General features: G+C 64.2%; 14 protein-coding genes and 1 pseudogene. 6 read left to right on the top strand and 9 right to left on the bottom strand.

Translation table 11 applies throughout. The features are described 5' to 3' along the window. Together QN222_RS22290 and QN222_RS22285 are read right to left on the bottom strand one after the other, a co-directional pair. Positions 1–102, bottom strand: a pseudogene (locus QN222_RS22290) (DUF167 domain-containing protein); the annotation flags it as partial. Next, positions 103–399, bottom strand: coding sequence for a YggT family protein (locus QN222_RS22285; RefSeq protein WP_153435933.1), 297 nt, complete (start codon positions 397–399; stop codon positions 103–105). A gap of 233 nt (positions 400–632) precedes the next feature. On the opposite strand from QN222_RS22285, the gene QN222_RS22280 reads away from it, so the two are divergent. Further along, positions 633–1880 carry an MFS transporter gene (locus QN222_RS22280; protein ID WP_283962045.1) on the top strand — a complete coding sequence of 416 codons (1248 nt, stop codon included), beginning with the start codon at positions 633–635 and terminating at the stop codon, positions 1878–1880. Positions 1881–2223: 343 nt separating this feature from the next. Here the strand turns inward: QN222_RS22280 and QN222_RS22275 are convergent, their stop codons facing one another. The 6 genes from QN222_RS22275 to hemC form a co-directional block, all read right to left on the bottom strand. Then, positions 2224–2973 carry a glutamine amidotransferase gene (locus QN222_RS22275; RefSeq protein WP_283962046.1) on the bottom strand — a complete coding sequence of 250 codons (750 nt, stop codon included), beginning with the start codon at positions 2971–2973 and terminating at the stop codon, positions 2224–2226. A gap of 1 nt (position 2974) precedes the next feature. Then, positions 2975–3457 carry a TerB family tellurite resistance protein gene (locus QN222_RS22270; RefSeq protein WP_283962047.1) on the bottom strand — a complete coding sequence of 161 codons (483 nt, stop codon included), beginning with the start codon at positions 3455–3457 and terminating at the stop codon, positions 2975–2977. A gap of 24 nt (positions 3458–3481) precedes the next feature. After that, complete coding sequence (locus QN222_RS22265) at positions 3482–5098, bottom strand: heme biosynthesis protein HemY (protein ID WP_283962048.1); 1617 nt, start codon at positions 5096–5098, stop codon at positions 3482–3484. Between the two features lie 19 nt (positions 5099–5117). Then, positions 5118–6359 carry a mitofilin family membrane protein gene (locus tag QN222_RS22260; RefSeq protein ID WP_283962049.1) on the bottom strand — a complete coding sequence of 414 codons (1242 nt, stop codon included), beginning with the start codon at positions 6357–6359 and terminating at the stop codon, positions 5118–5120. Between the two features lie 207 nt (positions 6360–6566). After that, positions 6567–7280 (bottom strand): uroporphyrinogen-III synthase, encoded by a 714-nt coding sequence (locus QN222_RS22255; protein ID WP_283962050.1) that lies wholly within the window; start codon positions 7278–7280, stop codon positions 6567–6569. 4 nt (positions 7281–7284) lie between these two features. Beyond that, positions 7285–8214, bottom strand: coding sequence for a hydroxymethylbilane synthase (gene hemC / locus QN222_RS22250; RefSeq protein ID WP_283962051.1), 930 nt, complete (start codon positions 8212–8214; stop codon positions 7285–7287). A gap of 75 nt (positions 8215–8289) precedes the next feature. Between hemC and tsaD the strand changes: the two genes are divergently transcribed. The 5 genes from tsaD (at position 8290) to QN222_RS22225 (ending at position 11908) form a co-directional block, all read left to right on the top strand. After that, positions 8290–9384: a tRNA (adenosine(37)-N6)-threonylcarbamoyltransferase complex transferase subunit TsaD gene (gene tsaD, locus QN222_RS22245; RefSeq protein ID WP_283962052.1), complete on the top strand. Its 1095-nt coding sequence runs from the start codon at positions 8290–8292 to the stop codon at positions 9382–9384. A gap of 8 nt (positions 9385–9392) precedes the next feature. Next, entirely contained in the window at positions 9393–10382 is a 990-nt protein-coding gene (locus QN222_RS22240; RefSeq protein WP_284005592.1) for an NAD(P)H-dependent glycerol-3-phosphate dehydrogenase, read from the top strand. A 66-nt stretch (positions 10383–10448) separates the two neighbouring features. After that, positions 10449–10742 carry a YciI-like protein gene (locus tag QN222_RS22235; RefSeq protein ID WP_283962055.1) on the top strand — a complete coding sequence of 98 codons (294 nt, stop codon included), beginning with the start codon at positions 10449–10451 and terminating at the stop codon, positions 10740–10742. Between the two features lie 5 nt (positions 10743–10747). Continuing rightward, positions 10748–11179, top strand: coding sequence for an EVE domain-containing protein (locus QN222_RS22230; protein ID WP_283962056.1), 432 nt, complete (start codon positions 10748–10750; stop codon positions 11177–11179). Between the two features lie 66 nt (positions 11180–11245). Next, the gene (locus QN222_RS22225) at positions 11246–11908 is read left to right on the top strand and encodes a methyltransferase (RefSeq protein ID WP_283962057.1); all 663 of its coding nucleotides are present in this window, start codon (positions 11246–11248) and stop codon (positions 11906–11908) included. 28 nt (positions 11909–11936) lie between these two features. On the opposite strand, the gene QN222_RS22220 is transcribed toward QN222_RS22225, so the two are convergent. Continuing rightward, complete coding sequence (locus tag QN222_RS22220) at positions 11937–12590, bottom strand: hypothetical protein (protein WP_283962058.1); 654 nt, start codon at positions 12588–12590, stop codon at positions 11937–11939. Between the last annotated feature and the right edge of the window lie 258 nt (positions 12591–12848).

The following is a 12848-nucleotide window of genomic DNA, read 5'->3' as shown; positions in this document are numbered from 1 at the left end:
GGCAGCACTTTCGAAGCCGTCGATCGCATCGCGGCCGCCATTCGGCGTCAGCCGGACGGTCAAGCGGACATGATCGTCAAGGCTGGTCAGCGCCGCGTGCACTTATATGCCGATCACCGCGGAAGCGACCGTCGTGTTGAGGAAGTACCAGATGAAATAGAGGATCACGAGGACGACCAGCGGCGAGAGATCGACGCCGCCCATGTCCGGCAGGACGCGGCGGATGGGCCGATAGAGCGGCTCCGTCAGTTGATAGAGCGAACGGCCGATCATGTTGATCGCGTGGTTGTTCACGTTGATCACGTTGAAGGCGTAGAGCCAGGAAAAGATGGCCGACGCTATGATCAGGAACCAGGCTATATTGATTATGAAGTTCAAGGTTGCGATGACAGCAATCATGCCAGTCTCCAATTCGTTGTTGACAGACATGTAGACATTGGAAACTAAACGGGCAAGTACGACGCTTCGTCGTGCGCGATCATGTTTAATGGCAATGCGCGGTGCTTTGCCGCCCCTACAGCGCCGCGCGTCTAATCAGACGCGCACAGGTCGCGGTAGAGCTTTAAGTTTCTGGATGATTTTGTCCTTAGATCGATTCCGATCTAAGGACATGCGGTAGGAGCCTCCCCCAAATGTCCGTCGTTCATGCCGCGCATCGTTTCGCCGCCTTCAGGCATGTTGGCTATCGGCGCTACTTCTTCTCCCGCTTCCTCGCCTATTTCGCCATCCAGATCATGTCTGTCGCCGTCGGCTGGCAGATCTATGACCTGACGCGCGATCCGTTCGATCTCGGCCTCATCGGCCTTTTCCAGTTCCTGCCATCGCTGGTCCTGATTCTGGTGACGGGGACCGTCGCGGACCGCTACAACCGCCGTGTCATCATGGGCATCTGCATGACGGTGAGCACGCTTTGTGCGTCCGCGCTGCTCCTGTTGACCGTGACGGGCCTGTTTTCGCCCTGGCCGGTCTATGCGATCCTCGTCGTCTTTGGGATCGAGCGGGCGTTTCTGGGACCGGCGGCGCAGTCACTTGCTCCCAATCTGGTGCCAACCGAGCACCTGCCCAATGCGATCGCCTGGAATTCGACCTCCTGGCAGACGGCGACGATCGTCGGGCCGGTCGCCGGCGGCCTGATCTACGGTTTCGGTCCTGTTGTGCCTTACGCGGTCAGTCTCTCGTTCTTTGCAGCGGCTGCCCTGATGGTCTTTGCCGTGCCCAAGCCCACGGTGCGTACACCCGCCTCGGCACAAAGCTGGCAGACGATTACGGCGGGCTTCCGCTATATCAGGGCGGAGAAGGTCGTGCTGGGGGCGATCTCGCTCGACCTCTTTGCCGTGCTGCTCGGTGGCGCGGTGGCGCTGATGCCGGTTTTTGCCCGCGATATCCTGGCGCTCGGCCCGTGGGGGCTCGGCCTTCTGCGCGCTGCACCGGGCGTCGGTGCCGTCGGCATGGCCGTCTGGCTTGCCGCCCACCCGATCCGCAACTGGGCAGGTCTCTACATGTTTATCGGCGTTGCGCTTTTCGGCCTCGCGACCATTGTCTTCGGCCTGTCGACGACAGCCTGGATCTCGATCGCCGCGCTTGTCGTCATGGGCGCGGCGGACATGATCTCGGTCTATGTCCGCGAAATCCTGATCACGCTCTGGACTCCGGACGAACTGCGCGGCCGCGTGAACGCGGTCAACATGGTCTTCGTCGGCGCGTCGAACGAACTTGGCGAATTCCGCGCCGGCATGATGGCCTCGGGCTTCGGTGCTGTCTTCGCGGTCGCCTTCGGCGGCGTCGGCACGCTTCTCGTGGCGCTCCTCTGGGCGACCGGATTCCCGCAGTTGCGCAAGATCGATACGCTCGACGTTCCGGAAGAGCATCCAACGGTCTGATCGCACACCTACAGCGCCGCGCGTCTGATCAGACGCGCAAAGGACGCTGTAGCACTTGATTTTCTGCATGATTTTGCCCTTAAATCGGGCACGATTTAAGGAATCATGCAGTAGCGCCGCGCGTCTGATCAGACGCGCAAAGGACGCTGTAGCACTTTGATTTTCTGCATGATTTTGCTCTTAAATCGGGCACGATTTAAGGAATCATGCAGTAGCGCCGCGCGTCTGATCAGACGCGCAAAGGACGCTGTAGCACTTTGATTTTCTGCATGATTTTGTCCTTAAATCGGCTACGATTTAAGGAATCATGTAGTAGCGCAGGAGGGCTGCGGACCCGGTCTCGTTAGCCTCGGTCTTGCCCTTCGGGTGCGCCAGCTGCCTCCCCGCCGCGCAAAAAAATCAGTTCGAGGAAATTCTCCATCCAGGTCCGCAAAGGGTGATCGTGAATCATGCGCCCCTCGAGATGCGCCTTGCCGATCTGGGCGCCGGGCAGCACGAAGCGGTGTGCACCGTGGACCACCCAGCGATGCATCATCGCGCGCGTCAGTTCGCCGTGAAACTGAATGCCCCAGGCGTTCTCGCCGTAGCGGAAGGCCTGGTTCGGATAGGTCTCCCCGGTCGCCAGCAGCTCGGCGCCGGAAGGTAGATCGAAGCCTTCCCGGTGGAAGTGATAGACCATGGCCGGCCAGTCGATCAGCGCCTTGCCGGCTTCGGTGGCCTTCAGCGGATACCAGCCAATTTCCGTCATGCCCTCGTGATGCGGCGCGACCTTGCCGCCGAGGTTGCGGGCCAGCATCTGCGCGCCCAGGCAGATGCCGAGATAGGGCTTGTTCTCGAGAAGTGGGACCGACAACCAGTCGATCTCGCGGCGGACGAACTCTTCCTCGTCGTTGGCGCTCATCGGGCCGCCGAAGACGATGGTTCCGGAATGGGCCTCCAGCGTCGGCGGCAGCTCGTCGCCGAGCGCGGGGCGGCGGATGTCGAGTGCAAAGCCCTTGTGCTGGAGAATCTGCCCCACACGGCCGGCGCTCGATCGCTCCTGATGCAGGATTATGAGGATTGGTCTTTTGACGTCATCGGCCCCTGCAGGCATTTCAGTCTTCCTGCTGCGTGTCGTTCTTCTCCTTCGCGTCGATCCTGGCGGCAACTTCTTGCCGCTTCAAGATGCGGTCGCGCCCGGATACGCCCAGAAGGTCGGCGATCCGCCAGATCACGTGATCTTCGATTTCGTTGCGGACGCCATCGGCATAGACGATCTCCCACAGCATGCCGACGAGCTCGATCCGCTGCTCCTCGGAGAGCTCGCGCTTGATTTCGGTGGTGAACTTGTAGAAGTCGATCGCCTCGCTTTCGGCGGTCTCGCCTGCCTCGACGAGCCTATTGAGGCGCGCATCGTCGAGTTTATAGTGCTCCTTGATGATCTCGCGCATCTTGCGGCGCTCGGCAGCCAGGACGGTGCCGTCGGCCTCCATGACCTGGAGGCACAGAGCGATCACGGCGACGCGCGGATCGCCTTTTTTGATCGGCGCCGCGGAGCCTGCCAAGCTTTCGAGGAATGCTTGAAACCGTTCTAACATGTCTTCGCCCACAGTCTTCGAAGTTCAAAACAGCCGGAAGCCTGCCTTGTCCGACCCCTTTTCCCCGGCCGTCGCCTCGCGAACGCCGGGATCGTCCGGCGGCCGGCCGAAGAAGGGAGCCGACTCTTCCTCGGCGGTCTCTTCCTTTTTCTTTGCAGGAGAGGGAGCAGCTTCCTTCCTCTCCGGAACCTTGATCACTGTCTCACGCTCGGCCTCCAGAACGGCTGGAGTTACTGCCGCCGGTGCCGGTTCGGTCGTCGCGCGCGCTGCCACGTGCTCGGCGGTTGCGACTGGCGGGAGACTGCGGATCGCCTCCTCGGCGCTCGGATGGCCATTTGCGAGCTTGTCGGAAAGCTGCAAGGCCGGGGCCTTCCATTCGAAGGCGTCGAGCCTGCCGCTGACCGGCGATACCGGCAGCCACGACGGCGAAGTGACGCCGTCGGCGGTCCAGGCCGGATCGCGCGGACTGCGCAGCGCCTGCGCCATCCAATGGCGGATGCGGCCCTCGTCGCCGGTGTCCGCCTCTTCGATATCGGCGAGCAGCAGGAAGACGCTTTCCGTCGGCTCGAGCCGCGCCGCAGTCTCCGCCTTGGTACGGGCAAGCGGCAGTTCGCGTGCCTCGAGTGCGGTCTCCGCGACTGCTGACAGGGCGACGGCATTGTTGCTGCGGAGCGATTCGAGCTTCTTTGCACGCTTCAAACGGTCGAGGGCGGAATCGCCTCCGCGCGCCCTGACGTAGAGCCTTGCCACGTCCGGATGCGGCTGCTGCTTCCACATCCTTTCGAGAATCCCCGCGCCCTTGCGCAGATTGTCTTCGCGGAACAGCGCCTTGGCCGTTACCAGCGCCGCCGGTACCAGACTGTCGTCGAGCTTCAGCGCGGCAAGGCCGTCGTCGCGCGCCGCTTTCGGGTCGGCGTCGAGCTTCGCCATCGCGCGGGCGGTGAGAAGCACGGCCTTCTTCCGGTCCGCCTCCTTGCGGTCGAGGACGTTGGCGGTGCGACTCTGGTCGAGAAGGCGGATCGCCTCGTCCCATTGTCCTGCCTGGCTGCGGTGATCCAGCGTCGCCAGCGTTGCCCATGGCAGGTGCGGCGCCTTCTCCGCGGCGCGCTCCGCATATTGCCGGGCTGCCTCGTTGGCGCCGAGCCGCTTGGCTTCGAGGAACAGGCCGCGCAGGCCGAGTTCCCGCGTTTCGGGATCGTCGGCCATCAGCTCGAATTTCTTGCGCGCATCGTCGTATTTGCCTTCGATCAGCGCGGTCTGGGCCTCAAGCAGGTGGATGAGCGGCTCCTGGTCGGCGCTGATCAGGCCCCGGCTTCGCGCCGACATCTTGCGGGCAAGATTGGCATCGCCGGCGCCGGCGGCGATCAGCCCCGTCGAAAGCGCCTGGTAGCCGCGATCGCGCTTGCGGGCGCGGAAATAGCGCGTGACGGTATGGGGCGACAGCCAGATCGTCCGGATCAGCCAGACGACGATCAGGACGGCGGCAAAGAGCGAGATGAGGATGGAGGCGGCGCGCATCAGCGTCATTTCGATGCGCTGTCCCTGCCAGATCAGCGACAGTTCCCCCGGTCGATCCGCCAGCCACGCAAAGCCGAGACCGAGACACAGCACGAAAAGGATGAAGAACAATATACGGATCATCTATTCCTCTTCCCTCCTTTTAGCCGGCGGTGCCGGTACGCGTCATGGTCTGCGCCACGGCGGCATCGATGGCGGTCTCGACGCGCAGGCGCTGATCGAGTTTCGCCTTGAACTCCGCCCCGGCCGATTTCGCCGGTTCGGGCAGGCCGCCCCACTCCAGGGATGCGCCCTTGAGGTCGCCATTGTTGAGCTTGTCCTCAATGCGCGCGATCACAGCTTCCGGCGTGTCGCCCTCGACGCTGCCGACCGGCCGGATGCGTATGCCGGACATGGCGCTCGAGACGAGGCGGGCGAAAATGCCCTCGTTCGGATCGGGCTGGTTGAGCCGATCGAGCATCGCGTCCGCCGTTTGCGGGAAAGCAGCGCGAAGGTCGGTCCGCGTCGCCACACCGGTCGCGGCGTCTTGAGCCAGATCCTTCACCGTCGCGTCGTCAGGCGCAATGCTGCGCAGTGCGCCAAGCTCGGCCAGGAAAGGCCCGCCGCGATCGATCGCTGTCTTCAGTGCGGTGACGGCGACGGCCTTCGCCATCTCTATGTCGTTGACCGGCTCGTTGAGCTTTTGTTCCGCCTGGTCGATGCGCCCTGCAAGCTCGGCCTTGGCGGCAGCTGCCGACTGTTCGGCATCGGCGAGACTGGCTTTCAGCCCGGCGATTTCTTTGGTCAGGTTTGCGACGTCGGCTTCGAGCGCGGTGATCTGCGGCGCGCCCGCCCCGCCCGGCTCCTTGGCTGCCTGTTCCAGCGCCGCAAGACGGCTCTCCAGTGGGGCGATATTCGCGGGCGCCGATTGCGATGCGATCTGCGCCTTGATTGCCTCGATTTCGCTCGCGAGGCCGTGGTCGAGGGCGGCATTGCCGCGATCGGGACCGAGCGCCGGAATATAACCGGCATATTGCAGCACGCCGGCGCCGAGCAGCGCCACGAGACCGCCGAGAATGCCGGCCGCCAGCGCGCCCGCGCTCGTCGCCTGTCGCTGCTGTGCCGGCTGCACCATCGTCTCCTCGCTCAGGTGCGGCGGCTCTTCGTCGAAGGCGGCCGCGGCGGCATCGGCGCGCTCGTCCTCCGTCTGTTCCTTCGCGTCGGCGGTGTCGGCCGCGTTTTCGCTTTCTGCCTGGTCCGCCGAAAACTCGGCGGGCTTGTCGGTGACCGGTTCCTGGTCTGCGACAGATTCGGCTTCGCCGGCCGCCGTCTTTTCCGCCTGGAGGTCGATCGTCAGCGGCTCCTTCTCGGATTTCGAGCGGCGCGGCGGGTTTTCCGATACCATGGTGACCTCTTACCGTTGCATTGCCAGTCGGCCTATTATGACAAACCTAGTCAGGCGAACTCCTGAGGGAAAGCCCCCAACTCCGTTTTTGGCGGAAATGCCGCTAGATGACCCGATTGAAGGGCGGCACGTGCGCGGAAAACCGCTGCCGGCTTTGCTGTTCACGCCTCGAACATGGTTGCGCCCGGATAGCGCTTCGCGGCCGGATCAAAGAAGCTGCAGAAGGTGCTCCTCGTCGGGCATTGCTGCGACTTCCACCGTTGCGTCGGGCGGCAAGCCCTCCGCGATCGCTGCACTCAAGCAGAGATAGCGCCGGGAAAACGCCGCGGCGCTGAGACGGCTCCGCAACAGCAGGGCCGCAAACTGCCGCGCGGCTTCACGGGAATAGAGCAGTACGGCTTCAAACTGCCCCGCGCGCAGAAGACCGGAGAGCTCGTCCGGGCGATGGTCGACTGGCGTCATCCGATAGCATTCGACGGTCCGGTGATCGATGCCGCGCTGCCGTAGCGCCCGTTCGAGGCCATCGGAGCGAGGCGAACCGGCAAGATAGAGCAGCGGTCCAGGAGGCGTCGCGCCGAACGCGGCCGCGATGGTTTCGGCGAGACCTTCGCCTGTCCCCGGTCCGATATGCATGTCCGCGAATCCGAGGTCCGCGGCGGCTCGGCCGGTCGCCTGGCCGACACAGAAGAGCGGTGTTGCAACGTGCGGTTCAAGCGCGCCACCCAGCGCGGCCAGCACGCGGGTTGCTTCCGCGCTCGTCAGCGCGATGGCGCGATGGCCTTGTTTCAAAGCGGTCTCGACAGCAGCCAGAAGATGCTCTGCCTGCATCAGCGGCAGCAGGATCGCTTCGTGGCCCATCGCCTCGAGCTTCAGCGCCGTCGCGGCAGCGGCGGGACGCGGCCGGGTGACGAGCACGCGCATCGGCTCACGTCCAGCTCGAAAAGAATCCCGGCCCCGCCTTGGCGCGGATCTCTTCGCCCGCCTTCCGCCCGAGTTCGGTCGCCTCCGCCGCCTTGCCCTCGACGGTGATGTGATGGCAGGTTGCGCCATCCGGCGTCAGGATCATCCCGGAAAAGCGGATATGCGTGCCGTCCGATTGGGCGTGGCCGGCGATCGGTGTGCGGCAGGAACCGTCGAGCGTCGCCAGAAAACCGCGCTCGCAGGAGACGGCCTCATGGGTGCGCGGGTCGTCGATGGCGGCAAGCAGCGTATTGACCCGTGTGTCACCGATCCGGCTTTCGATGCAGATCGCTCCTTGCGCCGGCGCCGGTGGGAACTCTTCCGGATCGAGCAGTTCGGTCGGCACGTCGGTCATGCCGAGCCGCTTCAAGCCGGCATAGGCGAGCAACGTGCCGTCGACCTGGCCTTCGGCGAGCTTGCGCAGCCGCGTTTCGACCTGGCCGCGATAGGTGATCACGTTGATGTCTGGCCGCAGGCGGCGAATGAGCGCCTGACGACGCAGCGACGACGAGCCGACGGTGGCGCCGCGCGGCAGGTCCAGGAGTTTCTGCGCCGTCCGCCCGACAAAGGCGTCGCGAATGTCCTCGCGCGGCAGGAAGGCGGAGAGGAACAGCCCGTCGGGGAGCTTCGTCGGCATGTCCTTCGACGAATGCACGGCGAAATCGAGTTCGCCCGACAAAAGCTGCTGCTCGAGCTCCTCGGTGAACAGGCCTTTGCCGCCGATTTCCGAAAGCGATCGGTCGGTGATCCGGTCTCCCTTGGTGGACAGGATCACGATCTCGAACATTTCCGGCGGCAGACCATGAGCAGCGGCCAGCCGGTCGCGCGTTTCATGCGTCTGGGCGAGCGCCAGCGGGCTGCCGCGCGTGCCGATGCGGAAAGGTTTCGTTTGCATCCTTGATCATCCATTGTTACCGGAGATCGGTGTACCCACCTTTCGGTTCGACCGCAATCTTTGAGTAGACCACCTATGTCCGCGCCCCTGCGTATCCTCGGCATCGAAACAAGCTGCGACGAAACCGCGGCGTCCGTCGTGCTGCGGGAACAGGACGGCAGCGGCCGGATCCTTGGCGATGTCGTGCTCAGCCAGCTGGAAGAGCATAGCGCCTATGGCGGCGTCGTTCCGGAGATTGCCGCACGCGCCCATGTCGAAGCGCTCGACACGCTGATCGGGGAGGCGCTGCTGCGCGCCGGCGTCAAACTTCAGGACATCGACGCGATCGCTGCGACAAGTGGTCCCGGCCTGATCGGTGGGCTGATCGTCGGCCTGATGACCGGCAAGGCGATCGCGCGGGCGACCGGCAAGCCGCTTTATGCCGTCAACCATCTCGAAGGTCACGCGCTGACGGCGCGGCTGACCGACGGCCTGACGTTCCCCTATCTGATGCTGCTTGTCTCGGGCGGCCACACGCAATTGATCCTGGTGAAGGGCGTCGGCGACTACGAACGCTGGGGCACGACGATCGACGACGCGCTCGGCGAGGCCTTCGACAAGACCGCCAAGCTGCTCGGCCTCCCCTATCCGGGCGGCCCCGCGGTCGAGCGCGCGGCCCGAACGGGCGATCCCAAGCGCTTCGACTTTCCGCGCCCGCTCGTTGGCGACGCGCGGCTCGACTTTTCCTTCTCCGGCCTGAAGACGGCGGTTCGCCAGGCGGCGCAATCGCTGGAGCCGGTGACGGAGCAGGATATCGCCGACATTTGCGCCTCGTTCCAGCGCGCCATCTCACGCACGCTCAAGGACCGTGTCGGGCGCGGGCTGAAGCGGTTCAAGGGCGAGTTCGCCACTGTCGCGAAGCCTGCTTTGGTGGTCGCCGGCGGGGTTGCCGCAAACCAGGAGCTTCGGGCGACGCTTCAGGAGCTTTGCGACCAGAACGGCTTCCGCTTCGTGGCGCCGCCGCTCCAGCTTTGCACCGACAATGCGGCGATGATCGCCTGGGCGGGCGCCGAGCGGCTGGCGGCGGGACTGGCGGCGGATGGCCTCGACGTTGCGCCGCGCTCGCGTTGGCCGCTCGACAACCAAGCGCAGGCATTGCTCGGTTCCGGCAAGCGCGGCGCCAAGGCATGATGGACAAAATGAGCGAAAAACCGAAGATCGTCGTCGTTGGAGCCGGAGCCTTCGGGACCGCACTCGCTGCCGTCGCGGCAGCGACCGGCAATGCCAAGGTGACATTGCTTGCCCGCCGACAGGAGACCGTCGAGGAATGCTACCGTGCGCGCCGGAACGACGCATTTCTGCCCGGCATACCGCTGCCGGCGGGACTTGCCTTTTCCTCCGATGCCGCGGCGCTGATGGATGCCGACATCGTCCTCTTCGCCATGCCCTCGCAGGAGCATCGCGCCGCCGCTCGCAGCTACGGCGCCCGGATCGGCACCGATGCGACGGTCGTCACCTGCGCCAAGGGCATGGAGCAATCGACCGGCCGGCTCCTGACCGATGTGCTCGACGAGGAGTTGCCGGGCCACAAGATCGGTGTGCTGTCCGGTCCCGGTTTTGCCGCCGATATCGCGAGGGGCCTGCCGACGGCGATGGTCGTTGCGGCGCGCGACAGCGGGACCGCGACGGAACTCGCGGAAGCGCTTTCCGGCCGGACGTTTCGGCTTTACCCCTCGGCGGACCGCATCGGCGTACAGCTTGGCGGAGCGCTCAAGAACGTGTTGGCGATTGCCTGCGGCATCGTCGAGGGCGCGGGTCTTGGCGATTCGGCCCGTGCGGCGCTGATCTCCCGCGGTCTTGCGGAAATGTCGCGTTTCGTCGTTGCCCAAGGCGGCGAACCCGATACCGTGCGCGGGCTCTCCGGGCTCGGCGATCTCGTACTGACGGCGACGAGCCACCAGTCGCGTAACCTCCGCTTCGGCATTGCGCTCGGCAGGGACGGGCCAGCGAGCGGACAGGGCGGGGAACTGGTCGAGGGCGCCTTTGCCGCATCGGTCGCCGCCCGCGTCGCACACGACCTCGGCGTAGACATGCCGATTACCGAGGCGGTCGCTGCCATCATTGACGGAAGGCTCGATGTCCGCACTGCCCTGGAGCAGTTGATGTCGCGACCAATCACCCAGGAATGATTCGGCAGCGGGATGAAGCGGTTTTCCGCCGGCATCCCGCTCCGGTTGACAACGTCAGGAGGAATCATGCTCTTCGCACTTCTATGCACGGACAAGCCCGGCGGGCTGCAACTCAGGCTGGATACGCGTCCCGATCACCTCGCCTATCTCAACGATCTCAACGCCAAGGGCATCCTCAAGATCGCCGGCCCCTTTCTCGGCGAGGACGGCAAGCCGACGGGAAGCCTGGTGATCGTCAAAGCCGAGACGCTTGAAGAGGCGAAGGCAATCGGCGAGGCCGATCCCTATGCCAAGGCGGGTCTTTTTTCGAATGTCGAGATCAAGGCCTACAACTGGGTCTTCAACAATCCGGAGGCATGAGGGCGATGGCTTTCTGGCTGTACAAATCCGAACCGGCCAAATGGTCCTGGCAGATGCAGAAGGACGCCGGTGAAAAGGGCACCGAATGGACCGGCGTGCGTAACTACCTCGCCCGCAACAACATGCGGGCGATGCAGATCGGCGACAAGGGCTTCTTCTATCACTCCAACGAGGGCCTGGAGATCGTCGGCATCACCGAGGTCTGCGCGCTCTCGCACCCGGATTCGACGGCTGAAGGCGATGACCGCTGGGACTGCGTCGACATCCGCGCCGTCATGGACATGCCGCGCCCGGTCTCTCTCAAGGAGATCAAGGAAAACCCGAAGCTCGCCAAGATGTCGCTCGTGACCTCGATGCGGCTTTCGGTGCAGCCGGTCACCGATGACGAGTGGATCGAGGTCTGCCGCATGGGCGGGCTCGACAACCCGCCTCGATAGTTTTCCGCGTGATTCCTCCGAAAACCGGTTCCCACTTTTCGGATCACGCCCGGAGACACCGTTACCTTGAAAACCGATCCCGAAAGTTTCATCCGCGCCAACACGGGCATTCTCTCGCCGCCGCATGTCCCGGAGATCCGGCTGCGCCTCGCGAGTGAAGCGCATGATCTCTGGCTGAAGACGGAGGAGGAGCTTGAGGAGATAGGCCTGCCGCCGCCGTTCTGGGCCTTCGCCTGGGCGGGCGGGCAGGGGCTTGCGCGTTATGTCCTCGATCACCCGGAAACCGTGCGTGGCCGCCGTGTCATCGATTTCGCCTCCGGCTCCGGCCTCGTCGCGATCGCCGCGATGAAGGCAGGCGCCTCTTCCGTCCTGGCCGTCGACATCGATCCCTGGGCGGAGACCGCGGTAGGGCTGAATGCGGCGCTGAACGGGGTCGAGATCGGGTGCAGCGATCGCAACATCATCGGCGAGCCGAAGCTCGCCGATGTCTACCTCGCCGGCGACGTCTTCTATGACAAAGGCTTTGCCGATCTGCTTCGCCCCTGGCTTGCCGGATTGGCGGGAGCGGGGGCCGCCGTGCTCGTCGGCGACCCGGGGCGCGCCTATTGCCCGCGGCAGATGATGACGGCGCTCGCGACCTATGAAGTGCCGGTCACGCGGGCGCTCGAAGACAGCGAGGTGAAACGCACGACCGTTTGGCGCTTCGAGCCGGCCGGCAGCTTCGGTTGACAGGCGCGCTCCTGCCGCCGCATTCCGCCTACGGCCGGATGACGCAGACGCCGTGTTCCCACGAGCAGGCGCTGTCGTTCGATTGCGGCGAGACGACGATGATCTTCGCGCGCTTCAGCGGCGGGGCGGGGTCGATGGCGCCCTCCGTATAATAGTTGTCGCCGCCGTACTGGCTGAAATAGATGCCGTTGCCTTCCTGCCGAAAGGCCGAGATGCCGCCGGCATAGGTTCCGATCCCGGGCGTCACCGAAGGAAAGTCGTCGCCGCCATACGACCCTACACCATCGTATGGGCCGAAGCCGGATCCACCGCCGATCACGACCACGCCATGGTCGCGGCGCCAATCACGCCTCGCGAAGCCCCTGAAGTGGTGCTTCAGCCGCACGTGCCGGGTGCGGGTCTGAACGTCGGGCAGGCCCTGCGAAGTGAAGGCCGGGAAATCATCGATGCCGGACATGACGGAGCGGTGCCGCCGATGGCCGGCAAAAAACCGATGGCTGCGGTGGAATTTGCGAAAGCTGTGATGGCCGAAGCCGTGCTTGAGCCGGACATGGCGTGTGCGGGTCTGAACGTCGCCAAAGCTCGCGCCGTTCGCTGCGGCCGCGGGCAGACCGACAGGCATTGCCAGGGCGCAAGCCAGCACTAGAACTTTGGTCGCACCGACCATTCGCAACAGATTCATTCTGCCGTGCCCTCCGAACCATCCTTAACAAATCGTTAATTTCATCCTGGGCCAGTTGCGGGCAAATGTCACGGATTCGCTTATGTTTTCTCGGCTTATCGTTAATTCGCCCCATGTCTCAGCAGGGCTGAAAAATGCCGTTTTTCGTCTAATCGATTTTATTCATTTTGCTCCGTAAGCATACTTGTCGTTAAGCCTTAGGGTGATTAAAGGTCCGAATGACTGAATTGCGCACAATCGTGTGCGATACCGGACTAA

Origin of the sequence: Sinorhizobium sp. 6-70, assembly GCF_030124375.1 — a bacterium.
GTDB lineage: Bacteria > Pseudomonadota > Alphaproteobacteria > Rhizobiales > Rhizobiaceae > Sinorhizobium.
This window is presented reverse-complemented; position numbering and strand designations above follow the sequence as displayed.

Bases quoted from the DNA above. Each gene is read 5' to 3' on its own strand.
- QN222_RS22285 (WP_153435933.1), bottom strand. From the start codon at position 399: ATGATTGCTGTCATCGCAACCTTGAACTTCATAATCAATATAGCCTGG.
- QN222_RS22280 (WP_283962045.1), top strand. From the start codon at position 633: ATGTCCGTCGTTCATGCCGCGCATCGTTTCGCCGCCTTCAGGCATGTT.
- QN222_RS22275 (WP_283962046.1), bottom strand. From the start codon at position 2,973: ATGCCTGCAGGGGCCGATGACGTCAAAAGACCAATCCTCATAATCCTG.
- QN222_RS22270 (WP_283962047.1), bottom strand. From the start codon at position 3,457: ATGTTAGAACGGTTTCAAGCATTCCTCGAAAGCTTGGCAGGCTCCGCG.
- QN222_RS22265 (WP_283962048.1), bottom strand. From the start codon at position 5,098: ATGATCCGTATATTGTTCTTCATCCTTTTCGTGCTGTGTCTCGGTCTC.
- QN222_RS22260 (WP_283962049.1), bottom strand. From the start codon at position 6,359: ATGGTATCGGAAAACCCGCCGCGCCGCTCGAAATCCGAGAAGGAGCCG.
- QN222_RS22255 (WP_283962050.1), bottom strand. From the start codon at position 7,280: ATGCGCGTGCTCGTCACCCGGCCGCGTCCCGCCGCTGCCGCGACGGCG.
- hemC (WP_283962051.1), bottom strand. From the start codon at position 8,214: ATGCAAACGAAACCTTTCCGCATCGGCACGCGCGGCAGCCCGCTGGCG.
- tsaD (WP_283962052.1), top strand. From the start codon at position 8,290: ATGTCCGCGCCCCTGCGTATCCTCGGCATCGAAACAAGCTGCGACGAA.
- QN222_RS22240 (WP_284005592.1), top strand. From the start codon at position 9,393: ATGAGCGAAAAACCGAAGATCGTCGTCGTTGGAGCCGGAGCCTTCGGG.
- QN222_RS22235 (WP_283962055.1), top strand. From the start codon at position 10,449: ATGCTCTTCGCACTTCTATGCACGGACAAGCCCGGCGGGCTGCAACTC.
- QN222_RS22230 (WP_283962056.1), top strand. From the start codon at position 10,748: ATGGCTTTCTGGCTGTACAAATCCGAACCGGCCAAATGGTCCTGGCAG.
- QN222_RS22220 (WP_283962058.1), bottom strand. From the start codon at position 12,590: ATGAATCTGTTGCGAATGGTCGGTGCGACCAAAGTTCTAGTGCTGGCT.